A 21,690-nucleotide genomic window follows, 5' to 3' on the forward strand; every position below is an offset into this window, starting at 1 on the left:
ATGTCCGAAGAGCCCGTTATCGAGGCGTTATCTTCAAGTCTTGACGCCAATGCGTTCACTCGTCAAGATCGGTGCAAGCGATGTGGCTCGGGCTCGGGCCTCGCACCTTCAATGACGAAAGGCGAAAGATGAAGAAGTCTTCACTCCTGACGCTCGCGGCCTTCTCCGGCGCCGTGGCTGTCGCACTCACCGGCTGTGCCGGTGGCAGCACCGACGGCGGCGGCGCGACCGACGGCGGCGACGCCGCCGGTGACGCCGGGCGCGCGTGCGTCATCCTCCCGGACGCGGCGTCCTCGCCCCGCTGGGAGAACTTCGACCGCAAGTACCTCCAGGAGGGCCTGGAGGGTGCCGGGTTCCAGGTCGACATCCAAAACGCCCAGGGCGACGTCAACCAGTACTCCACCATCGCCGACCAGCAGCTCACGCAGGGCTGCGGCGTGATGCTGCTCGTCGACTACCAGGGCGCGGCCGAGGCCGTCGCCGAGAAGGCGACCGCGCAGGGGATTCCGGTCATCGCCTACGACCGCCCCTTCGCCGGCGCGGACTACTACGTGTCCTTCGACAACATGGAGGTCGGACGCCTCCAGGGCCAGACGGTGCTCAACGGTCTCGAGGCCGCGGGCGTCGACCCGGCCGAGGCGACCGTGGTCTACATCGGCGGCGACCCCACCGACGGCAACGCGGCGATGTTCCACGACGGCGCCGACGAGGTGCTCTCCGAGGCGGGCATCACCCCGGCCGCCGAGCCCCCGGGAGCCTGGGACCAGGCGGTCTCGCAGACCAACTTCGAGCAGGCGCTGACCTCGCTCGGCGGACAGGTCGACGGCGTCTGGGCGGCGAACGACACCAACGCGGCCGGCGTCATCCAGGTGCTGCAGACGAACAACCTCGAGGGCGTGGCCGTCTCCGGACAGGACGCCAACATCGCGGGGCTCCAGAACATCCTCCTCGGCTGGCAGACCGCAACGGTCTACAAGCCGGTCGCCGATGAGGCCGCCGCGGCCGTCGAGGTCGCCATCGCGCTCCTCAACGGCGAGTCGGTCTCCACGGATGCCGAGCTCGAGGACGGGACGCCGTACATCCAGGTGACCCCGGTCCTGGTCGGACCCGACGAGGTCAAGGACGTCATCGCCGCCGGCGACGCCGCCTACGACGACGTCTGCACCCCCGAGGTCATGGCCGCGTGCGAGGAGTTCGGCGTCACGCCGTAACCCCGCAGCACGGGGCGCCGCGTCCTCCGGGGCGCGGCGCCCCTTCCCTACCCGCACGCGGGATGCCCGGCATCCTGCTGGCAAGGAAGCGATCATGACAGACACGATTTCCCACCCCTCCACCGCCACGGACCCGATCATCAAGCTGGTCGGCGTGAAGAAGTCCTTCGGCCCCGTCAGCGTCCTCAAGGGCGTGGACCTGAGCGTCCACCCGGGACGCGTCACCGCCCTGGTGGGCGACAACGGGGCCGGCAAGTCCACCCTCATCAAGGGGCTCGCGGGCGTCCAGCCCTACGACGAGGGCGACGTGCTCATCGACGGCGTCCACCGCGACCTGCACGCCCCCCGGGACGCGTCGGGACTCGGCATCGAGGTCGTCTACCAGGACCTGGCGCTCTGCGACAACCTCGACATCGTCCAGAACATGTTCCTCGGCCGCGAGGAGACCTCCCTCGGCACCTTCGACGAGGGACGCATGGAGAAGGAGGCCTCCGACACCCTGCGCTCCCTCTCAGTCCGCACCGTCAAGTCGGTGCGGCAGAAGGTCTCCAGCCTCTCCGGCGGACAGCGTCAGACCGTCGCGATCGCCCGCGCGGTGCTGAAGAAGGCTCGCGTGGTGATCCTCGACGAGCCCACCGCGGCCCTCGGCGTCGCGCAGACCGAACAGGTCCTGAACCTCGTGCGGCGCCTGTCGGACCAAGGAGTGGCGGTCGTCCTCATCAGCCACAACCTCGCCGACGTCTTCGCCGTCGCCGACGACATCGCCGTGCTCTACCTCGGGCAGATGGTCGCCCAGATCCCCACCGCCGAGACCACCCGCGACGACGTCGTCGGGTACATCACCGGCACCAAGACACCCACCGGATTCGTCGTGCAGGACACCGCGACCATCCGCACCGAAGGAGACTCGTGATGAGCAGCAGCACCGCCCGCACGGAAGCCTCCGTGGACCCCATCGCGGGTGACCTCATCGGCAGCGGCGTCGAGGGCGGACTCGGCGACCAGATCCGCGCCTGGTGGCAGCGCGTCCGCGGCGGAGACATGGGCGCACTTCCCGCCGTCGGCGGCCTCGTCGTCCTCGGCATCCTCTTCACCACGCTGAGCCCCTTCTTCCTCACCGAACGCAACTTCGCCAACCTGCTGAACCAGGCGGCGACCCTGGTCATGCTGGGAATGGCTCTGGTGTTCGTCCTCCTCCTCGGCGAGATCGACCTGTCCGCGGGGGTGACGGGCGGCGTGGCGATGGCGCTCTTCGTCGTGCTCAACGCCCAGTTCGGCCTTCCCTGGCCGCTCGCGCTGCTCGTCGGATTCGGATTCGGTCTCCTCGCCGGCGCGTTCATCGGGTTCTTCGTCGCGAGGGTGGGCATACCGTCGTTCGTGGTGACCCTCGGGTTGTTCCTGGGACTCCAGGGGCTCGCCCTGGTCATCATCGGGCCGGGCGGTCTGTACCGCGTCGAGGTGCCCGAGCTCATCGCCCTCCAGAACGGCAACCTTCCCGTGTGGGGCGGATGGCTGATGCTCGCGATCGTGATCGCCGTCTCCGCCGGAACCGCCTTCTGGGACCGCGCCCGTCGCACCCGCGCCGGGGTGCCGAACCGCGCCCTCTCGCTGGTGTGGATCAAGCTCGCCGCGATCGCCGTCATCGGCGGGGTGGTGGTCTACGTCCTCAACGTCGACCGTGGACAGGGCACCGTCGCGGTGCAGGGCGTCCCGAACATCGTGCCGGTCGTGCTGGTGATCCTCTGGGCGGGCACGTTCGTCCTGGACCGCACCAAGTTCGGCCGCTACATCTACGCCGTCGGCGGCAACGCCGAGGCCGCACGCCGCTCCGGCGTCAAGGTCCGGTGGGTGAAGTGGTGGGCGTTCGTGATCTGCTCGAGCCTCGCCGTGGTGTCGGCGCTGTTCAGCGTCACCCGCGTCGGATCGGTGGATGCCGCGGTGGGGCGCGACATCGTCCTCTCCGGTGTCGCCGCCGCCGTCGTCGGAGGCGTGAGCCTCTTCGGCGGTCGTGGACGCCTCGTCCACGCCGCGATCGGCGCCCTCGTGATCGCAGTGATCACCAACGGTTTGGGTCTGCTCGGCCTCCCCGCCGGTGTGAACCTCCTCGTCACGGGCGGCGTGCTGATCCTCGCCGCCACGGTCGACGCCCTGTCGCGCCTGCGCTCGGGCGGAGCGATGAGGCTCTAGCCGCGGTATCCGGAATCGGGCCCCGGCGTCTCTCCGACGCCGGGGCCCGTACCGTTACGGGCGGAGAAGGGCGCGGAGGGCGCCGATCGTGTCCGCCTCGCGGGCGTCCTTGTCGGGGCGATACCCCTTCACCCGGGCGAAACGGAGCGCGACTCCGCCGGGGTACCGCGTCGAGCGCTGGACCCCGTCGATCGCGATCTCCACGACCGTCTCCGGCCGAACGTGCACCGCGCCCGCCGTCCGCCGCGTCTCGATCGTCGGGAAATGCGCACTCTGCCAGCGGAGGGTCGCGTCGGTGAGGCCCTTGAAGGTCTTCCCCACCATCACGAACCCGCCCGGCTCCCCGTACTCCCCGTCCGGATCTCGAGCGGCCAGGTGCAGGTTCGACAGCAGCCCGGTCCGCCGCCCCGACCCCCATTCCGCCGCGAGGACGACGAGGTCGAAGGTGAGGACGGGCTTGACCTTCAGCCACGACTTCCCGCGACGGCCCGCGGCATAGGGCGCATCGAGCGCCTTCACCATGACCCCCTCGTGGCCGGCGGCCAGGGCTTCGCGGGCGAACCGCTCCCCCGCGTCGGCATCCGCGGTGTGGAGGGCCGGGATGATGTGCTCGCCGACGAGAGCGGCGAGCGCCGCGCGCCGTTCGGCCAGGGGCGCATCCAGGAGGTCCGCCCCGTCGAGATGCAGCAGATCGAAGAACCAGGGCCGCAGCAGGGTCTGCGCGTCGGCCGCCGAGCCGAAGCGCGCCATCGTGTCCTGGAACGGGCGCGGGCCGCCGTCCTCGTCGAGCGCGAGGGTCTCCCCGTCGAGGATCACACGCTCCGCGGGGAGCGCTCGTGCCGCCGCCACGATCTCGGGCACCCGCGCGGTGATGTCCGCGAGCGAGCGGGTGAAGACGCGGACATCATCCCCGTCGCGGTGCACCTGCACGCGCGCACCGTCGAGCTTGTACTCCACCGCCGCCGGCCCGTCGAACGCCGCGAGCGCGTCGGTGACCGACGGGGCGGTCGCGGCGAGCATCGGCAGGACACCGCGTCCGACGACGAGGCCGACCGCGTCGAGGTCGTGGGCCGTTCCGGTCATCGCCAGACGCGCGGTCTCCCCCAGGTCGCCGCTCAGCATCGCGGCGCGACGGACCACGGCGGTCGGGTGCCCGCTCGCGCGCGCGATCGCGTCGAGAACCACGCCCTCCAGCGCACCGGAGCGGAGCTCGCCCAGGACAATCCGCCTCAGGAGGTCCCATTCCTCGGCGGTGGCCCGCGCCGCGAGCGCGCCGAGGATCTCCGTCCTCCGTGCACCAACCCCGTCACCGCCCGCCCGCGCGAGGGCGTCGAGCGCCGCGTCGACCTCGGCGATCGTCAGGGCGGGCTCCGGCGCGGGCTCGGCGGAGATGTCCGACAGGGTCCGCCACCCGATGCCGATGCGCCCCTGCCGCGGCCGCGCGAGGAGGAACCCGACGACGACCGGGAGCTCCTCGGCATCCGCGCGCGCGAGGAGGCGCGCGACGGCGTCGATCTTGGCGGTGCGCGACGCCGTGGCGGTCGCTTCGTCGACGCTTTCGCGGACCTCGTGGAACAGCATCCCCGCATTGTCGCATCGGCCGGGGACGCCGCGGCCCGTTCGGATCGACCGGACCAGCCGGATCCGCGCCGCTCAGGCGGGCAGGCGCGGCACGGCGGAGAGGAGCCGCCGCGTATACGGGTGCTGAGGGGCGGTGAGCACGGATGCCGTCTCCGCCGCCTCGACGATGCGGCCGCCCTCGAGCACGATCATCCGCTGACACAGCGCCGCGATGATCGTGAGGTCGTGCGAGACGAGCAGCAGCCCGATCCCCCGCTCGGCGACGAGGCCGCGCAGCAGCTCGATGACCCGCATCCGCACCGAGGTGTCGAGCGCACTGACCGGCTCGTCGGCCAGGAGCAGACGCGGCTCGGGAGCCAGCGCCCGGGCGATGGCGATGCGTTGCCGCTGCCCACCCGAGAACGCCTCCGGATGCCGCGTCGCGGCGTCGGCGGGCAGATCCACCGCCGTCAGCAGCTCGGCGATCCGAGCCGCCCGGGTCTGGGCATCACCGGGGATGCCGAGCGAGCGCAGCGGTTCGGCGAGCGAGGCGCCGACGGTCATCCGCGGGTCGAGGGACGAGAACGGGTCCTGATAGACCGGTTGGACGGCACGCCGGAAGCGTCGCATCGTGGCGCGGTCCCGCCTCACGAGCGGCTCACCCTCGAACAGCACCTCGCCCTCGCTCGGCGCGTCGAGGCCGAGGAGGAGGCGCAGGAGCGTGGTCTTGCCGGCGCCGGATTCTCCGACGAGTCCGACGGTCTCCCCCGGGGCGAGCGCGAGGTCGACGCCGTCGAGGACGGGCGCCCCCTTGCGGTACGAGAACGACACGTCTCGGGCGTGCAGGAGTGCGCTCACGACTCGTCCCCTCGGGATCGGTGGCGTCCGGTCTCCCCGGGGAGGAACGCATCGAGGTTCCTGGAGGCCGCCACGAGACTCCGGGTGTACTCTGCGGCAGGCGCCGTCAGCAGCTGCCGCGTGGGCGCGAGCTCGATCTGGCGGCCATGCCGGAGGACGAGCACGCGGTCGGAGATCTCGGAGACGACCGGGAGATCGTGACTGATGAAGACGAGCGACATCCCCCGCTCGGTGACCTCCCGCTGCAGCAGGTCGAGGACCCCGGCCTGCACCGTCACATCCAGCGCCGTCGTCGGCTCGTCCGCGATGAGGAGGGCGGGGTCGCCGGCGAGGGCGATCGCGATCGCGACGCGCTGACGCTGTCCGCCGGAGATCTCGTGGATGTACGACCGCGCGATCCGCTCCGGGTTCGGGAGGGCGACGTCGGTGAGGGCGTCGAGGACCGCTCTGCGCAACCGGTCTCCGCGGAGTCCCCGGTGACGACGAAGCGGCCACGCGATCTGGGCGCCCACCCGCATGAGGGGGTCGAGGGCGGCGAGCGGCTCCTGGAACACCGCGCTGACGACGCTGCCTCGGACGGCATCCATCCGCCGAGAACGCGCGGTCACGGCATCCACCGCTCCGTCGGGGGTGTCCAGGACGATCTCGCCCCGCGCCGCCAGGGGGTGCGCGAGGAGGCCGAGGATCGCCAGTGCCGACAGCGACTTCCCGGACCCCGATTCTCCGATGATGCCGAGGCGCTCACCGGGGGCCACATCGAACGAGACGTCCGTCACGAGGTCCCGCGGCTCCGGCTCGGTGAGCGCGATCCCCAGATCGCGGACCTGCAGCAGCGCGCTCACCGGATGCTCCGGGTCGTCGGATCGGCGATGTCCCGCAGACCGTCGGCGAGCAGGTTCATGCCGATGATCGTGGCCACCAGGAGGATGCCGGGGAGGATCGCCGCGGTGGGAGCGACGAGCACGGTGCTCTGGGCCTCCTGCAGCATCCGACCCCAGGACGCGTTCGGCGGCGGAGAGCCGAGCCCGAGGTAGGACAGCGACGCCTCCGCGACGACCGCGCCGCCGAACTGGAGGGCGAGCGGGACGACGAGCGTCGGCCAGACGTTCGGGAGGACGTGGTGGAAGAGGATCCGCAGACTGCCGGTCCCCGAGGTGCGCGACGCGGTGATGAAGTCCTGCGCGAGGACGCGCGTGGCCGTCACCCGGGTGAGTCGGGCGATGACGGCCGACCCCGCCAGACCGATCGCGAGGGTGGCGGATTCGAGCGAGGCGCCTCGCCACGCGACGATCAGCATCGCCAGCAGCAGGGTCGGGAAGGCGATCGCGATGTCGAGGAGGCTGGACAGGGCATCGTCGACCCATCGACCCGCGGTCGCGGCGACCAGGCCCAGCGTGATCCCGAGGAGTGCGGCGATGAGGACCGACCCGAAGCCGACGAGCATCGCCAAACGCGCCCCCACCATGAGCTGCGAGAAGAGATCGCGCCCGAGCCGGTCGGTGCCCGCCCAGTTCTGCAGGGAGGGCGGGGACAGGCGTCCGCCGGTGGTGTCCTCCAGCGGGAACGGCGTCCACACGAGCGAGACGAGCGCGATTACGAGGATCGTGCCGAACAGGATCGCGCCCACGAGGAGGTTCACCGAGCGACGTCGTGACGAACGGCGCACGGGCGGCGCGACGGCGGTCGCCGGAAGATCGGTCGCGCTCATGCGGCGGCCCTCGCGCGTCGGTTGCCGGACAGGGTGTCGCGCAGCCGCGGATCGATGAGGCGCTGGAGGATGTCGGCGGCGAAGCCGAACAGCAGCACGAGCGCGGTCGAGAAGAGGAGGATCCCCTGGATGCTCGGGAAGTCCTGTTCGCGGATCGCCACGAGCAGCATGTCGCCGAGTCCGGGGAGGGCGAAGACCCGCTCGATGACGACCGCCCCGACGAAGGTCGTCGAGAGCATGATGGCGAGGATCGAGATCACCGGGACCACGGCGTTGCGCACGCCGTGGCGCCACAGGGCCGTGGCGAAGCTCTGGCCACTCGCGCGGGCCGCGCGCATGTACTGCTGACCGAGGATGTCGAGCGTGGCGCTGCGGACGTACCGGGCCAGGTCGCTGCCGGCCACGATCGCGATCGCCAGCACCGGCAGGGTGAGCGAATACAGCGCGGCCCCGGGATCCTCCCAATCGGTGCGGGGGAAACCGCCGGCGGGGAAGACGCGCCACCCGAGCGAGAGCACGGAGACGAGGAGGATGCCGACCCAGAACGCCGGGATCGCACCGCCCAGCTGCGACAGCGCGGAGAAGGTCGCGCCGTACCAGGTGCGCGACTTCCAGGCGGCGAAGAAGCCCACCGGCACGGCGATGACCACCGCGAGGGCGAAGGAGATGAGCGTCAGCGGCAAGGTCACGTTGAGGCGGCGAGCGATCTCGTCGCCGACGTCGAGACGGTTGGTGAAGCTCTGCCCGAGATCGAGCGTCGCCAGTTGGGCGAGGTAGTCGCCGAACTGGACGTACAGCGGGCGATCGACGCCCAGGCGTGCCGCGGCGGCGGCGATGTCGGCCTCGGTGGCGCCGACGGAGATCAGCGCGAACACGGGGTTTCCGAGCACGCGCAGCACGACGAACAGGATCGTCGCGGCCAGCGCGAAGGCCAGCAGCAACAATCCTGTCCGTCGGATCAGATATGCGCCTATGACGCCGCCTTCTCGATGTCGTAGACGTAGAACAGCGAGTTCAGGCCGTTCTCGGGCACTCCGCTGATACCGGGTGCCGCGACCCGCAGCTGGGGGTTGAGGTACAGCCAGACGCTCGCCGCGTCGTCGGAGATCTGCTGGTTCGCCAGCTTCACCAGCTCCGTCTGCTCCTCGACCGTGGAGGCGGCCTCCGAGTCGGCGAGCCACGTCTGCACGTCGGCGTTGTCGTAGCCCCAGTAGAAGTCGGGGTTGCCGTAGAAGTTGATGTCGCGGTCGTTGACGTGCCCCTGGAGGGTCGCCTCGAAGTCGGTGTCGGTGTACACCTTCTGGTACCACTCGTCGTCGGTGATGATGTTGATGTCGACCGTGATGCCGACCTTCGCCAGCTCCGTCTTGACGAACTCCGCCACCGTCGAGTGCACGCCCGAGTCGGGGGTGTCCAGCGTGAAGGAGAACCCGTCGGCGTACCCGGCATCCGCGAGCAGCTCCTCGCTCAGCGCCGGGTCGTACGGGTTGTTGTCGGCGAGGTCGAGGTACCAGGGCTCCGACGACGGCACCATCGATCCGATGAGCTGACCGCGGCCGTCCCAGATCGCGTCGAGGAGCTGCTCGCGGTTGATCGCGGAGTAGATCGCCTTCCGGACCTGGATGTCGTCGAACGGCGCGATCCGGTCGTTGAAGGCGAGGAGCTCCTTGGTCGTGGAGGTGCCCTCGATGATCTCGAAGCCCGCGGCTTCGAACTCGGCCAGGCTGTCGGGGTTTGATTGGCTCGTGACGAGGTCGACCGCGTTCGTCAGCAGCGCGTTGTTCAGCGCGGTGGGGTCGGCGTAGTACTGGTAGACGACGCCGCCGTTCGCGGGTGCCTCGCCCCAGTACTCCTCGTTGACCTCGAGGGCGATCGAGTCGCCCTTGCGGTAGTCGGCGAGGGCGTAGGGGCCGCTGCCGTCGGCGGCGGAGGTGAGGTCTCCGGCCGCGGGGTTGACGATCCAGACGTAGCCGAGGTTGTACGTGAAGCTGATCGAAGGCTGGCTGAGGGTGACGGCGACCGTGCGGTCGTCGATCACCTCGACGCTGTCGATCACGCTCAGCTGCCGCTTGCGCGCGGCGATCGACTCCTCGCTCACGAAGCGCTCGAGGCTGTACTTCACCGCCTCGGCGTCCACCGGGTCACCAGAGTGGAAGGTCGCGTCCGGCTGCAGGGTGAAGGTGTAGACGAGGCCGTCCTCGGACACCTCGGTCTCGGTCGCCAGGAGCGGCTCGACAGCGGCGTCGTCGGTGATCTTGAACAGACCCTCGTAGACGTTGCCGGTGAAGACCTCGGTGACGCCGGAGCTGCCGCCGAAGATCTGGTCGAGGTTGGTGGGCTCGTTCTGCGAGCCGACGATGACCTCGGCCTGCGGATCGGCCTCACCGGGGGCGGAGGACGAGGCGGGCGCGCCGCCCGCGCAGCCGGCGAGGACGAGGGCGCCGAGGGCAAGCGTGGCGGCGGGAGCGAGCAGGCGGGTACGACGATGGCGTGCGGTCACGTCAGGGTCCTTCTGTGGGGGTGGGGGGTTTGGGGGGAAGTCGGGAGGGAGGGTCAGAGGGTGAAGCCGGCGGCGTAGCGCACGCGCAGCTCTCCGGCGCGGACCGCGAACGGAAGGCGGTTCTGCAGCGGCGGGAGCGGACAGTTCATCTGGTTGGAGAATCCGCACGGCGGGACCGTGGTGCGGTTGAAGTCGACGGTGATCGGGATGCTGTCGCCGGGGCGGAGCGGCGTCGCCGCGCCGGGGTGATCGAGGAACAGGAAGCGTCCGGCACCGTAGGACTCGGTGCCGTTGGTGGTGTCGCCGAAGACGAGCTGCAGGGTCGCGTGACCGTCGTGGGTGGTGTCGAACGCGGCGAGCCGGTACTCGGTGCCGTCGACGGTGAAGATCAGGTCGCCGGAGACGGGGAGAGTGCGCGTGGCCCCGGCATCCTTGATGTGTTCGAAGGGGACGACGCGGTCCTCATCGACGAGTTCGAAGCGCCCTTCGAGCACCCACGCGGGGTCGTAGGGAGCGGTGATGATCTCCTCGAACGCTTCCTGGGCGGGAGAGTCCTGACGCCAGATGCGGTAGCCCTCCTGCGGGGCGCCGGTGTCGAGGTCGGTGCGGCGGAGCCGCGTGAAGACGGCGTCGACGGGGTGTCCGGCGCGCGCGATGCGCTCCTCGACCGGCGGCTCGCCCGCGGGGGACCAGTGGGTGAGCACCAGCGAGAGCGCGCCGGTGGGCCCGGTCACCGTCTGTCGGCGGTCGCGGATCCACTGCTCGTGGGCCGCCTCGGTCGTCGTGTCACTCACCATCACAGGTAATCAAATGCCGCGCGACGCTCGGAAATTCCGTGTCGCCGTGTTTCTCTTCGTCGATGCGTCCGGGCGCGAGTGATCAGTCGCGACCGCCGGGGGGACCGATGATGAGGAGCGCCACGTAGAGGCCGACCACCGCCGCGGCGATGAGCAGCGCGAGCACCCACGGGCGCGCGAGGAACCAGCGCATCAGCCGGTCGTGCCACGCGCCGTCGCGCGGGTCATCGGTGCGCTCGAGGCGCCAGGGGCCGTTCAGGCGACCGCTGCGGTGCAGCCAGATCTCGGTGGGGATCGTCGCGTAGGGGATGACGGCGCTCGCGACGGCGACGACCGTCGGTCCTGCGCCCCACCGCTGGTTCTTCGCGACGAGGATCGCGGTGGCCCCGTAGGAGAGGAAGACGAAGCCGTGGATGCCGCCGCCGATCGTCACCGCGATCGCGAGGTCGGCCGTCGCCCGGAGGATCAGACCGGCGATCAGCAGCGTCCATGAGATCGCTTCGGCGACGGCGAGGACGCGGAACAGGTTCAGGGGCGCGCGGAACACGGGTCTCCTTCACTCGGGTGCCGGTCCAGCCTACGTCCGCCGCGTGCGCCCACCGTTGCGCGCACTACCGTGGAGCGGTGACCTTCTCCTTCGACGCACTGCGTCGCGCACCCGACGTCGAGGGCCCGGGTCTGGTGGCGGTGGATGCCGCGGATCGGCTGATCCTGGACGAGTCCGCCGATGCGCGGGCGGGCGCGCACCCGGAGCGGATCGTCGTGATCGGCGACACCCATGGCGCGTTGACGCTGGGTGCGACGGACGCCGGGGCCCGCCGCATCCGTGTGCATCAAGACGCGTTGAGCGGCGAACGGGCGCTGGAGCGGAACGCGGAGGGTGTCGGACTGGTCGGAACGTTCACGCGCATGCCGCTGTCGCCGGAACTCGTGCGCGACGCCGAGGTCGTCTTGCTGCGCCTCCCCCGGTCGTTGGATGCGCTCGCCGATCAGGCCGGACTCATCGCGCACTATGCCGCGCCCGGCGTGCGGGTATTCGCCGGCGGACGCCTGAAGCACATGTCGAGATCGATGAACGAGGTGCTCGGACGGCGGTTCGGCGTGGTCGAGGCCTCGCTCGCGCGGCAGAAGTCGCGCGTGCTGCGCGCGTCGGATCCGCGCGAGGGCGCCGATCCCGTGCCCGCCCGTGCGGACGTCGACGGGCTCGTGGTCTGCGCCTTCGGCGGGGCGTTCGCGGGTGCGACGATCGACATCGGGACGCGGCTGCTGCTCGCGCATCTTCCCGAGCGGATGCCGAGCGAGGGCGTCGTCATCGACTTCGCGTGCGGCACGGGTGTCGTAGGCGCCGAGCTCGCCCGTCGGCATCCGGAGCTCACGGTGATCGCCTCAGATCAGTCCGCGGTGGCGGTGGCGTCGGCACGCGCGACGGCGGACGCCAACGGCGTGGGCGATCGTGTTCACGTGGTCCGCGACGATCTGCTCGCGACGCAGCCGGACGGGAGTGCCGGGTTGATCGCCCTGAATCCGCCGTTCCACAGTGATGCCGCCGTGACGTCGGCCCTCGCGCCCCGCTTCTTCCGCGAGGCGGGACGCGTTCTCCGCCCCGGCGGGGAGCTGTGGACGGTGTGGAACTCGCCGCTGAACTATCGCGGCACACTCGAGCGCACGGTCGGACCCACGCGCCAGGTGGCGCGCAACGCGAAGTTCACGGTGACCGTGTCGGTCGCACGCTGACCACCGCACCGGCAGCCCCGCGGATTCTCAGAACGGTGGGGACCCCACCGCTCCCGCCGGCTCTGGGTCGGGCTCGGGAACGGGGTCCGGATCAGGATCCGGGATGAACATCACTCTCGGTGGCGGATCTTCGATGTAGGCCTTGCCGGAGGGTGCGGTGAACCGCAGTCTCCCGCCCGGGAGTTGCTCAACAATCCATCCGGCTGCGTGCCTGGTCACGTGATGTCGGGTGCAGCACGGACCGAGGTTGTCGCCGTCGGTCTTCCCACCGTTCGCATACTCCTGATGGTGATCGATCTCGGACCGCATCGCAGGTCGGCGGCAGCCGGGAAACGCGCACCGCACGTACCGGGCCTGCAGGAACCTCTTGATCCCCGCCGTCGGCGTGTACCGATCCGTGGTGAGCACCTCAGCGGTGACGGGGTGGAGGAACACCCGGTCGAACCCGGGAGCATTCCCCGTGAGGATCCGCACCGTCGCCGGGTCGATCGCGCACTTGCCGTTCAGCTCCGCCCCACCCGAGGTGGTTCCGGCGAGGGTGGTGGCGGGGATGCTGACCTGCACGCTCGCGCGGATCGCCCCGAGCCCCCCGCCGGTGGGATCGACGGTGGGTGCGGCGGTGAGCAGCATGTCCATCACCACGTCCGCACGGATCTGATCCAGGGTGCGCTCGTCGAACCACGGTTCTTCGATGTCCTCACCGCGCGCCCGCCGCTCGGCGTACTCCCGCCGGGCCCGCAGGTCGGCGGCCTTGATCTCCCGCGCCACCTGGGTCGCGCGGTCGTACGCCCCGTGGACGTAGGTGGAGGGTGCGATCGTTCCGAGCATCGACATCCCATCGGGCAAGTCCTCGACGAACACCCGCTGCTTACACGCCGCGACCTCGTGCCGCTCCTGCACCGTCCGCGGGTTGAGCTTGTCGGCGACCTGCTGCGCATACGGACGCAACCGACCCGTCGCGGTCTTCACCGCATAATCCAGCACGTCCTTCTCATACGCGGCGCGCGCCTCCGGGTCCGGGAGGTCGGCCCCGAACTCCACGATCACCTTCGTGTGTGCCTGCGACACCTGCCCGGCCCGCCACGCCTCGAACGTCGGGGCGTACTCCGTCACCAACCGGTGGCACTCGAACAGCCGGTTCTGCACCGTGCTGTCATTCACCCGCGTGGCCGCCCCAATCTCCGCCGCCATCGCCCGAAGAGGCATCTCCCGCGCCTTGGCCGTTGTCGACCCGAGGCACGCGGTCTGCTCCTGCGTGAACGCATACGCCTTCGCCATCGCCGCAGCCTCACGCGCCTGCCCCTCCGCGGTCACACGACGAGCCGCCAAGATCTCGTCCACGAACTCCGCCGTCGCCCGCGCCACCGCATCACGATCAACGCTGTCGCCCACCGGCTCCGGATTCTCGTTCATGGCTTCTCGTCTCGATCAGGTTTCAATACTGAAAGACTAGAACACACCTACGACACTAGACCGCGAAGATCCAACCCTGTGGAGAAGCTCTCTCCTATTGGAGGCGGAGGCGGAGCCGACCCCGCACCCCGCCCACGCGTCAGCGCCGCGTCGACCAGAGCGCCCACGCGACGAGCACGGGCTGGAAGAACAGGCGGAAGAAGCGCTTGCGGTCGGTGTCCAGGCCGAATCCGTCGCGGCGGCGGAGCCACTGCTCGATGTTGCCGGGGAAGATCGCGATGAAGAAGGCGGCGAGGATCGCCCCCACGCGGCGGCGCGAGCCGGGCAGGGCGACGAGCGATGCTCCGAGCATCACCTCGACCACCCCGGAGGCGACGACGACGCCGTCCTCGTCCATCAGCTCGCGCGCGAAGTCCGGCACCTGCGCGCGGAACTCCTTGCGCGCCCAGGTGAGGTGGCTGATGCCGGCGAACACCATGGCCGAAGCCAGCGCCCACCGGGCGGCGGTGCGGATCATGCGAGCTTCGCCTCGACGGTTTCGCCGGCGGCGGGTGCGGGTGGCGCGAGCACGCGGTGGGTGGTCATGCTGAGAGCGTAAATCCTGGAGCACCGGCGCGGCACCGCCGACACTGGGTCCATGCAGCGCGTTCTCGTCCTCGGCGGCACGGGGTGGGCGGGTCGGGAGACCGTCCGCCACCTCATCGACAGCGGCGCGGACGTGACCTGCCTCGCCCGCGGGACCTCCGGCGGCGTCCCGGACGGCGCCCGCCTGGTCCGCGCCGACCGAACCGTCGCCGGCGCCTACGACGGCCTCCACGGCGAGTGGGACGAGGTCATCGAGTTCTCCTACGCCCCCGACCTCGTCGGACCTGCCCTTCACGCGCTCGCCGACCGGGCAGCCCACTGGACGCTCGTCTCCACGATCTCGGTGTACGCGCACAACGACCACCCCGGCGCCGACGAGTCCGCCGCCCTCGTCTCCCCCGCCGACCTGACGCAGTACCCGGACGCGAAGGCCGCCGCCGAGCTCGCCACCCGCCGCCGCCTGGAGGATCGACTGCTCATCGCCCGCCCCGGACTCATCGTCGGCCCCGGTGACCCGAGCGACCGCTTCGGCTACTGGCCTGCACGATTCAGTCGCAGCGGCAGGGCGCTTCTGCCGGTGACGGAAGACCGATTCGTGCAGGTCATCGATGTCGCCGACCTGGCGGCGTGGCTCGCCCGAGCCGCCACGAACGGCATCCGAGGCACGGTGAACGCCGTCGGCGACGTTCACCCGATGGCGGCCGCATTCGCGGACATGACGGATGCCGCATCCTTCACCGGCGACCGCGTCGAGGTGGACGACGACGCGCTCCTCGCCCTCGACGTGCAGTACTGGGCGGGACCCCGTTCCCTCCCCCTGTGGCTCCCCCGCCCGGACACCGCGCTCGCGCAACGATCCGGGCGTCGGTTTCTCGAGACGGGCGGCCGCATCCGCCCGCTCGTCGAGACGATCGAGCGCAGCCTGGCGGACGAACGCCGTCGCGGGATCGACCGGGAGCGCCGCTCGGGTCTCACCGCTGCCGAAGAACGCGCCGTTCTCGACGCGGTGCTCTGAGCGGATGCCGCGACGATGCGACCGAATGCGTGCACGCCGTTCGCCCATACGTCCCACGGAGGTGAAGCGGTGCCCTCCGGGTCTCGACGGTCCTGGGGGGCTGGACCGGCGGAATCCCGGAGGGCACCTGACCCGTCATCTCGGCCCGGAGTCGGGTAGGCCGTCTCGACGGGTGCGCAGGCCTGGCTGCGCTGTCGTGATGCGGATCTATCGGAGAGGGTAGTCCGCGAAACCGGCAGGGTCCATTCCCCCGCATGAGAGTTCCCTCAGTCTTTGATCAAGGCCTCGGCCGTGGCCTCGTCTTCGGCGGTGACGCCCGGGAGCTCGCGCAGCGCCCAGAAGGGGCCGATGACGACGAACAGGATAGAGAGCAACCCGCCGATCGCACCGATCCACATCGTCACCACAGCTCCGTACGCGGTGCCGAGCACGCCGGCGAGCAGCGCGCCGATCGGCATCACTCCCCACACGAAGAAGCGGATCGAGGCGTTCATCCGGCCGAGGAGCGGTTTCGGCGTGATCCTCTGACGGAACGACACCTGCACGATGTTGTAGACGAGCACCGTGAACATCCCGACCGCGGACTGCACCACGAGCACGACGAAGGCGATTTCGGGCACGAGGGCGGCAGCCGGCAGGAAGAGCCCCGCGACGGAGAAGCCGATCGAGCTGATCGGGATGGCGCGGGCTTCGCCGAGCCAGCGGACGATGTGCGGAGTCGCGACGGCCCCGAGGAGTCCGCCCACGGCACCGAACGAGAAGACGACACCCATGCCGGCGGGGCTGAGCCCGAGCTCTCGGAGGAGGAAGATCGGCAGCATCGTGTACGTGATCACGCTGAAGAAGTTCGACACCGCCGTCGTCCCGACGATACGGCGGAGGTAGGGGTTGGCGAACACCCAGCGCACGCCGACGCCGATCGCGCGGACGATCGGTTCGTGCTCATGGCGGGGCGCGACGACCTCGTCGTCCCTCGTGAAGAGGAGCGCGAGAAGCGAGGCGACGTAGGTCCCCGCCGTGGCGAGGACGGCGAACGGCGCGGTGAGCACACCCACGAGCCAGCCGCCGAGCGCGGGCCCGGCGATGCCGGCGAGCTGGTGCGTGGCCTCGAGCTTGCCATTGGCTTCGGGGATCGCCGTCCCACGCACGAGGGACGGAACGACCGATTGGTAGGAGACGTCGAAGAACACCGTCGCTACGCCGATGACCAGCGTGATGACCACAAGGTGCCAGACCTGCAGGACGCCGATCGCCCACAGGGCCGGGATCGTTGCGAGCGCGACGATGCGGACGGCATCCGCGGCGATCATGACGTGGCGCTTGCGCATCCGGTCGATCCAGGCACCCGCCGGCAGACCGATGACGAGGAAGGCCGCGACCCCGGCCGCGTTCAGCACGCCCACCTCCCACTCGGTCGCGCCGAGCACCAGCACCGCGAGCACGGGAAGCGCCAGCTCGGTGATCTGCGAGCCAAACTGCGCGAGCGACTGACCGCCCCAGAACGTGAGGAAGTTCCGATCCCGCCAGAGTCCACCCCGACGCCGCTCGGCGGTCGTCGGATCGGGCTCGTCGGAGCGGGATGTCTCGGTCACGCTGGCCAGTGTGTGCGAGCGATTGAGATTTGTCAATCGCTCGCCACTAGGCTGGCCCCGTGACGGACGATGCTGCGGATGATCCGGATGCCGAATCCCTCGCGCGCTCGCGCGCGCTGAGTTCGCCGCTGCGCTTGCGCGTGCTTCGCCTGTGTCGCTTCGAAAGCCGGACGAACAAGGAGCTCGCCGCGCTCCTCGACGTGAATCCCGGCACGATGCTCCACCACGTGCGGACCCTCGCTCAGACCGGATTCCTCGCCGCGGAGGAGCCGCGGGCGGGCACACGCGGCGCCCGGGAGATCCCCTATCGGGCGACGGGGCTGTCGTGGCGGACGCCGGTTCCCGGCGGGAGCCTGGTGCTCGTCGAGACGTTCCTGCAGCAGATCGAGGGGCTCGATCCGGAGGACATCCAGTTCTCCTGGCTCGGACTGAAGCTCAACGCCGCGCACAAAGCCGAGCTCGACCGACGCATCTACGACCTGCTCACCGAATTCGCAGAACGCGGACCGGATGCCGACGGCGATCCGTATTCTCTCGTCGTCGTCACGCACCCCGACCTGAACCCCGCCTCCCCCCAGGGCGAGGGCGACCGGTGACTCCCGCGCCCTCCGCTGAGCGAGCGGACAAGGTGATCAGTCTTCTTCGACCCCGCCGGTAGCGCCTGGGTGATCCAGGAGCGCCCGTCAGAACGCTGAAAGGCCCGAACCCGCAGGTTTCTGCGGATTCGGGCCCCTCCTCAGAATCGGGGTTTCAGAAGTCCCAGTTCTTGCCCGGTGCGGTGTGGAGCCCGGAATCTCGCCGAATCTGCGGCACCTTCTCAATCTCGATGGGTTCGCGGCGCGCCTTCATCTCACCGAGTCGCTGCAGCGTGACCTGTGCGCGCATCACGCACCTCCTAGGACGGTGTTGTCGTCATGACTCACCGTTCAACGACCACCCCGTCGGAGTCGGCCCACACGTGCCTGCCTGGTGTGAAGGTGACGCCCGCGATCGTAACCGGGACGTCTACATCGCCTGCACCCGTCTTTCCGCTCTTTCGAGGATTGGAGCCGAGTGCCTTCACCCCGATCGGGAGAATCTTGAGGAGTTCGCGATCACGAATTGCACCGTGAACGATGAGCCCGGCCCACCCGTTCGCCGCTGCGGACCCTGCGATGAGGTCGCCGACGAGGGCTGACTCGAGCGAACCGCCGCCGTCGACAATCAGAACGGCGCCATGGCCGGGAGTGGCCAATGTTGCCTTCAGCAGCGCGTTGTCGCGAACACAGCGGACAGTGCGCACCGGACCGTCGAAGGCCAGGCGACCACCGAAGTTCTCCAGCTGAATTGCGAGTGAGGCAAGCTCTTCTCCCCTCGCATCGTAGATGTCTGCTGTCGCACTCACGGCTCAAGGCTCCGATCTCTGTGGCCCACCCTGCAGCGCCACCGCGCGTGGAAGTGGTTCGCGATTCCAGCTTGCACAAAGACCGCGCCGGGTTTGGGGGAATGACGGTGTGAATATTCACCGTATTTCCTCACTTGGGAACCCTCACCAATGCCGCCAAGGTCTGGAAGCTGCCAGGTGTCGGCTGAGCGCGCCGCCATCGCCCTCGAGACGTCGGTTCAGCGGATCCGCGCTGGACTCGGTGTTGCGGCGAGCCGGAGCCAGGTGTCGACGACCGTGTCGGGATTGAGTGACATGGATTCGATGCCCTGGTCTACCAGCCATTCGGCGAGATCAGGGTGGTCGCTGGGTCCTTGTCCGCAGATCCCGACGTACTTGCCGGCGCGTCTGCAGGCATTGATCGCCATGGACAGCATCTTCAGCACGGCCGGGTCGCGCTCGTCGAACGTCGCGGCGACGAGCCCGGAGTCGCGATCGAGGCCGAGCGTGAGCTGTGTCATGTCGTTGGAGCCGATCGAGAACCCGTCGAAGTACCGCAGGAACTCGTCGGCGAGCACCGCGTTGGACGGGAGTTCGCACATCATGATGACCTTCAGGTCGTTCTCGCCGCGCCGCAGCCCGTTCTCGGCGAGCAGCTGACCGACCGCGTGCGCTTCGCCGACGGTGCGCACGAACGGGACCATGATCTGCACATTCGTCAGCCTCATCTCATCGCGCACGAATCGCAGCGCCTCGCACTCCATGTCGAAGCATGCGCGGAAGTCGTCGGAGATGTACCGCGACGCGCCGCGGTAGCCGATCATCGGGTTCTCCTCGTGCGGCTCGTAGAGCTCCCCGCCGATGAGGTTCGCGCACTCGTTGGACTTGAAGTCGCTGAGCCGAACGATCACGGGCTCCGGGGCGAATGCGGCGGCGATCATCGACACCCCCTCCGCGACCCGCCGGACGAAGTAGTCCCGCGGCGACGGGTACGCGGCGATGCGGTCGGCGATCTCGGCGTGCAGGTCGGCGGGCAGGGTGTCGTGATCAAGCAGGGCGCGGGGGTCGATGCCGATCTGCCGGTTGATCACGAACTCCAGGCGGGCGAGGCCCACACCCTTGTTGGGCAGTTTCGAGAACGCAAATGCCTGGTCGGGGGTGCCGACGTTGAGCATGATCTTCGTCGGGCTCTCTGGCATCCGATCCAGCTCCGTCACCACCTCCTCGAACGCGAGTATCCCCTCGTAGACGAAGCCGTTGTCGCCCTCCGCGCACGAGACCGTCACGTCCTGGCCGTCGCGGAGGATGGTGGTCGCGTCGCCGGTGCCGACGACAGCGGGGATGCCGAGTTCACGGGCGATGATCGCCGCGTGACAGGTGCGACCACCACGGTTGGTCACGATCGCGGAGGCGAGCTTCATGATCGGCTCCCAGTCGGGATCGGTCATGTCCGCCACGAGCACGTCGCCGCGCTGCAAGGCGTCCATCTGCGCGAGCGAGGTCATCACCCGCACCGGGCCGGCGCCGATCCTCTGCCCGATGGCGCGGCCGATCGTGATCGCGGTGCCCGGCTCTTCGAGCACGAACCGGCGGGTGACGTTGCCGTCGGTGTGGGACACGACGGTCTCGGGGCGAGCCTGCAGGATGTACAGCTTGCCGTCGACGCCGTCCTTGCTCCACTCGATGTCCATCGGGCGACCGTAGTGGTCCTCGAAGATCAGCGCCTGCCGGCCGAGCTCTTCGACCTCCGCATCGGTGATGCTGAACCGCGCCCGATCGGTCGCGGCGACATCGGTGAAGACAAGACCACCCCCTCTTCACCAAGAGAGGTGCGCGCGTGCCACCCGCGTGCCATCCCCAACTCCCATTGATGCCCATCTGAGTCCTCCTCTGACTCGAGAGAAGGCACGAAAGAGGCCCGGACCCGCAGAATCCTGCGGGCCCGGTCCTCTCAGCTGCCCCAGGAGGTCGCGACATCGGCGATGTGCTCACGACATGTGTGGGTATCATCAACCCCTCCGTCATCACCATCGGTGGATCGATGGTGATGACGGAGAGCAGCTCACCGCCGGCGTCCGCGAAGTCATTTACGCCGGCTGTGCGCCACTCGCGACCAAGAACCTCTCGATCGTGCAATCGATCACGGGCAAGAAGGCGGGCATCATCGGCGCAAGCAGACTCGCGCTGGAGCATGGGTTGTCTTCCGAGGCTGATACCTCAAGAATCAAAGTTCCGTGAGGTGCCTCTTGGCGCGGAAGCGTCACCGTAGGTACTGCCGGGATTACCCTGTCCCGAGCGGCCTGCCGGAGCAGCATCAACAGCACCGTCAACACGGGACGCGTAACCCCGTTGAACTTCGACCTCGGGTTCAGGGGCGACGGAATGCTGTCGAGGCGGAGGGTCAGCAACCTGATGCGCTCCGCGTCGATCTCGCGGACCGGCAAGTCACCGAACTCGGGAATCAGGTAGCCGTCGACCTTGCTCTTGTAGGAGCGAACGGTGCCGACGGCACGCTGCTTTCCGTTCTTCTTCGGCTCCGTACGTATTCTCGCGATCCATCCCTCTGCATACTCGGAGAATGTAACGGAGCGGGCCCGCTCCCGATCTGCTTCCTCCCGGCGCTGCGCCGCAAGCATGGATGGTGGTTGCCACTCGCCGCGCGCTATCAAGGTGTGGGTGGCGGCGAGCCACGTGCGCGCATCCGCCTTACTCACAAAGGTGAGCGGCTTATCCGCGGCCGTGCGAGCGGTATAGGTCTGCCCGTCTGGGCCCGGGTATCGAGCCTGCCAGCGACCAGAGGGAAGCTTCCGCGACCGACCCCACGGTTCCCGCTTCGACGTGCTCATCATGCCCTCCCATGCACCTGTGTGGACGCCGCCGGCCTGCCGTGCCCTGCCGTGCCCCTCGTGCGGCGCAAAGGCGCTGAGCCGCGGAATTTCGCGGTCTTTGAGCCAGCTCGCACGTCGCGAGGGGCACGTTGGGGCACGAGATCAGGAGCATGTGAACTCCGAACTCCAGCTTCGCGATGCTGTCTTACCCATACGAAAGGAGCGCACGTGCCCCCTGCATGCCCGACCGAACGGCCACCGATGTCCATCTGAGTCCTCCTCCGTCTGCTGAGAGAAGGCACGAAATAGGCCCGGACCCGCAGAATCCTGCGGGTCCGG

20 protein-coding genes and 1 pseudogene are annotated in these 21,690 nt (G+C 69.4%); 6 read left to right on the forward strand and 15 right to left on the reverse strand.

The window, feature by feature from the left end; genetic code table 11:
* The first annotated feature begins 128 nt into the window (after positions 1 to 128).
* The 3 genes from LTL01_RS13490 (at position 129) to LTL01_RS13500 (ending at position 3,398) form a co-directional block, all read left to right on the forward strand.
* Positions 129 to 1,211, forward strand: a complete 1,083-nt coding sequence (locus LTL01_RS13490) for a sugar ABC transporter substrate-binding protein (protein WP_053548762.1) — start codon at positions 129 to 131, stop codon at positions 1,209 to 1,211.
* A 94-nt stretch (positions 1,212 to 1,305) separates the two neighbouring features.
* Positions 1,306 to 2,124 (forward strand): ATP-binding cassette domain-containing protein, encoded by an 819-nt coding sequence (locus LTL01_RS13495; protein WP_236968933.1) that lies wholly within the window; start codon positions 1,306 to 1,308, stop codon positions 2,122 to 2,124.
* Positions 2,124 to 3,398: a sugar ABC transporter permease gene (locus LTL01_RS13500; protein WP_053548764.1), complete on the forward strand. Its 1,275-nt coding sequence runs from the start codon at positions 2,124 to 2,126 to the stop codon at positions 3,396 to 3,398. The genes LTL01_RS13495 and LTL01_RS13500 overlap by 1 nt, the downstream gene beginning before the upstream one ends.
* Before the next feature lie 54 nt (positions 3,399 to 3,452).
* Here LTL01_RS13500 and LTL01_RS13505 read toward each other — a convergent pair whose 3' ends face one another.
* The 8 genes from LTL01_RS13505 to LTL01_RS13540 all read right to left on the reverse strand — a co-directional run bounded on the left by LTL01_RS13505 (position 3,453) and on the right by LTL01_RS13540 (position 11,368).
* Complete coding sequence (locus LTL01_RS13505; RefSeq protein ID WP_236968934.1) at positions 3,453 to 4,979, reverse strand: ATP-dependent DNA ligase; 1,527 nt, start codon at positions 4,977 to 4,979, stop codon at positions 3,453 to 3,455.
* Between the two features lie 72 nt (positions 4,980 to 5,051).
* Positions 5,052 to 5,816, reverse strand: a complete 765-nt coding sequence (locus LTL01_RS13510; RefSeq protein WP_053548766.1) for an ABC transporter ATP-binding protein — start codon at positions 5,814 to 5,816, stop codon at positions 5,052 to 5,054.
* Positions 5,813 to 6,658 carry an ABC transporter ATP-binding protein gene (locus LTL01_RS13515; RefSeq protein WP_308195192.1) on the reverse strand — a complete coding sequence of 282 codons (846 nt, stop codon included), beginning with the start codon at positions 6,656 to 6,658 and terminating at the stop codon, positions 5,813 to 5,815. Before LTL01_RS13515 ends, LTL01_RS13510 begins: the two co-directional genes overlap by 4 nt.
* Entirely contained in the window at positions 6,655 to 7,524 is an 870-nt protein-coding gene (locus LTL01_RS13520) for an ABC transporter permease (RefSeq protein WP_053548767.1), read from the reverse strand. Before LTL01_RS13520 ends, LTL01_RS13515 begins: the two co-directional genes overlap by 4 nt.
* Entirely contained in the window at positions 7,521 to 8,465 is a 945-nt protein-coding gene (locus tag LTL01_RS13525) for an ABC transporter permease (RefSeq protein WP_231718044.1), read from the reverse strand. The genes LTL01_RS13520 and LTL01_RS13525 overlap by 4 nt, the downstream gene beginning before the upstream one ends.
* A gap of 29 nt (positions 8,466 to 8,494) precedes the next feature.
* The gene (locus LTL01_RS13530) at positions 8,495 to 10,024 is read right to left on the reverse strand and encodes an ABC transporter substrate-binding protein (RefSeq protein ID WP_236968935.1); all 1,530 of its coding nucleotides are present in this window, start codon (positions 10,022 to 10,024) and stop codon (positions 8,495 to 8,497) included.
* 53 nt (positions 10,025 to 10,077) lie between these two features.
* Positions 10,078 to 10,821 (reverse strand): DUF1684 domain-containing protein, encoded by a 744-nt coding sequence (locus LTL01_RS13535; protein ID WP_053548768.1) that lies wholly within the window; start codon positions 10,819 to 10,821, stop codon positions 10,078 to 10,080.
* 82 nt (positions 10,822 to 10,903) lie between these two features.
* Positions 10,904 to 11,368, reverse strand: a complete 465-nt coding sequence (locus LTL01_RS13540; protein WP_236968936.1) for a DUF3817 domain-containing protein — start codon at positions 11,366 to 11,368, stop codon at positions 10,904 to 10,906.
* Positions 11,369 to 11,445: 77 nt separating this feature from the next.
* Between LTL01_RS13540 and LTL01_RS13545 the strand changes: the two genes are divergently transcribed.
* Entirely contained in the window at positions 11,446 to 12,555 is a 1,110-nt protein-coding gene (locus tag LTL01_RS13545) for a class I SAM-dependent methyltransferase (RefSeq protein WP_236968937.1), read from the forward strand.
* A 27-nt stretch (positions 12,556 to 12,582) separates the two neighbouring features.
* On the opposite strand, the gene LTL01_RS13550 is transcribed toward LTL01_RS13545, so the two are convergent.
* Both LTL01_RS13550 and LTL01_RS13555 read right to left on the reverse strand, forming a co-directional pair.
* Positions 12,583 to 13,968 carry an HNH endonuclease signature motif containing protein gene (locus tag LTL01_RS13550; protein WP_236968938.1) on the reverse strand — a complete coding sequence of 462 codons (1,386 nt, stop codon included), beginning with the start codon at positions 13,966 to 13,968 and terminating at the stop codon, positions 12,583 to 12,585.
* A gap of 139 nt (positions 13,969 to 14,107) precedes the next feature.
* Positions 14,108 to 14,482 (reverse strand): DoxX family protein, encoded by a 375-nt coding sequence (locus LTL01_RS13555; protein ID WP_197273025.1) that lies wholly within the window; start codon positions 14,480 to 14,482, stop codon positions 14,108 to 14,110.
* A gap of 123 nt (positions 14,483 to 14,605) precedes the next feature.
* On the opposite strand from LTL01_RS13555, the gene LTL01_RS13560 reads away from it, so the two are divergent.
* Complete coding sequence (locus LTL01_RS13560) at positions 14,606 to 15,568, forward strand: NAD-dependent epimerase/dehydratase family protein (RefSeq protein WP_236968939.1); 963 nt, start codon at positions 14,606 to 14,608, stop codon at positions 15,566 to 15,568.
* 266 nt (positions 15,569 to 15,834) lie between these two features.
* Here LTL01_RS13560 and LTL01_RS13565 read toward each other — a convergent pair whose 3' ends face one another.
* Positions 15,835 to 17,160 carry an MFS transporter gene (locus LTL01_RS13565; protein WP_236968940.1) on the reverse strand — a complete coding sequence of 442 codons (1,326 nt, stop codon included), beginning with the start codon at positions 17,158 to 17,160 and terminating at the stop codon, positions 15,835 to 15,837.
* Between the two features lie 59 nt (positions 17,161 to 17,219).
* On the opposite strand from LTL01_RS13565, the gene LTL01_RS13570 reads away from it, so the two are divergent.
* Positions 17,220 to 17,756: a helix-turn-helix domain-containing protein gene (locus LTL01_RS13570; RefSeq protein WP_053548775.1), complete on the forward strand. Its 537-nt coding sequence runs from the start codon at positions 17,220 to 17,222 to the stop codon at positions 17,754 to 17,756.
* Positions 17,757 to 17,910: 154 nt separating this feature from the next.
* Here LTL01_RS13570 and LTL01_RS14755 read toward each other — a convergent pair whose 3' ends face one another.
* The 4 genes and pseudogenes from LTL01_RS14755 to LTL01_RS13585 all read right to left on the reverse strand — a co-directional run bounded on the left by LTL01_RS14755 (position 17,911) and on the right by LTL01_RS13585 (position 21,369).
* Complete coding sequence (locus LTL01_RS14755; RefSeq protein ID WP_272878121.1) at positions 17,911 to 18,045, reverse strand: hypothetical protein; 135 nt, start codon at positions 18,043 to 18,045, stop codon at positions 17,911 to 17,913.
* Positions 18,046 to 18,079: 34 nt separating this feature from the next.
* On the reverse strand, positions 18,080 to 18,544 hold the full coding sequence (gene rraA, locus LTL01_RS13575) for a ribonuclease E activity regulator RraA (RefSeq protein ID WP_082334783.1): 465 nt from the start codon (positions 18,542 to 18,544) through the stop codon (positions 18,080 to 18,082).
* 218 nt (positions 18,545 to 18,762) lie between these two features.
* Positions 18,763 to 20,322 (reverse strand): annotated as a pseudogene (gene ppsA / locus LTL01_RS13580) (phosphoenolpyruvate synthase); the annotation flags it as partial.
* Between the two features lie 288 nt (positions 20,323 to 20,610).
* Positions 20,611 to 21,369, reverse strand: coding sequence for a hypothetical protein (locus tag LTL01_RS13585; protein WP_236968941.1), 759 nt, complete (start codon positions 21,367 to 21,369; stop codon positions 20,611 to 20,613).
* Positions 21,370 to 21,690: the final 321 nt, after the last annotated feature.

It is taken from the genome of Microbacterium aurantiacum, assembly GCF_021654035.1.
Lineage (GTDB): Bacteria > Actinomycetota > Actinomycetes > Actinomycetales > Microbacteriaceae > Microbacterium > Microbacterium aurantiacum.

Bases quoted from the DNA above. Each gene is read 5' to 3' on its own strand.
- LTL01_RS13490 (WP_053548762.1), top strand. From the start codon at position 129: ATGAAGAAGTCTTCACTCCTGACGCTCGCGGCCTTCTCCGGCGCCGTG.
- LTL01_RS13495 (WP_236968933.1), top strand. From the start codon at position 1,306: ATGACAGACACGATTTCCCACCCCTCCACCGCCACGGACCCGATCATC.
- LTL01_RS13500 (WP_053548764.1), top strand. From the start codon at position 2,124: ATGAGCAGCAGCACCGCCCGCACGGAAGCCTCCGTGGACCCCATCGCG.
- LTL01_RS13505 (WP_236968934.1), bottom strand. From the start codon at position 4,979: ATGCTGTTCCACGAGGTCCGCGAAAGCGTCGACGAAGCGACCGCCACG.
- LTL01_RS13520 (WP_053548767.1), bottom strand. From the start codon at position 7,524: ATGAGCGCGACCGATCTTCCGGCGACCGCCGTCGCGCCGCCCGTGCGC.
- LTL01_RS13535 (WP_053548768.1), bottom strand. From the start codon at position 10,821: ATGGTGAGTGACACGACGACCGAGGCGGCCCACGAGCAGTGGATCCGC.
- LTL01_RS13550 (WP_236968938.1), bottom strand. From the start codon at position 13,968: ATGAACGAGAATCCGGAGCCGGTGGGCGACAGCGTTGATCGTGATGCG.
- LTL01_RS13560 (WP_236968939.1), top strand. From the start codon at position 14,606: ATGCAGCGCGTTCTCGTCCTCGGCGGCACGGGGTGGGCGGGTCGGGAG.
- LTL01_RS14755 (WP_272878121.1), bottom strand. From the start codon at position 18,045: ATGCGCGCACAGGTCACGCTGCAGCGACTCGGTGAGATGAAGGCGCGC.
- LTL01_RS13585 (WP_236968941.1), bottom strand. From the start codon at position 21,369: ATGAGCACGTCGAAGCGGGAACCGTGGGGTCGGTCGCGGAAGCTTCCC.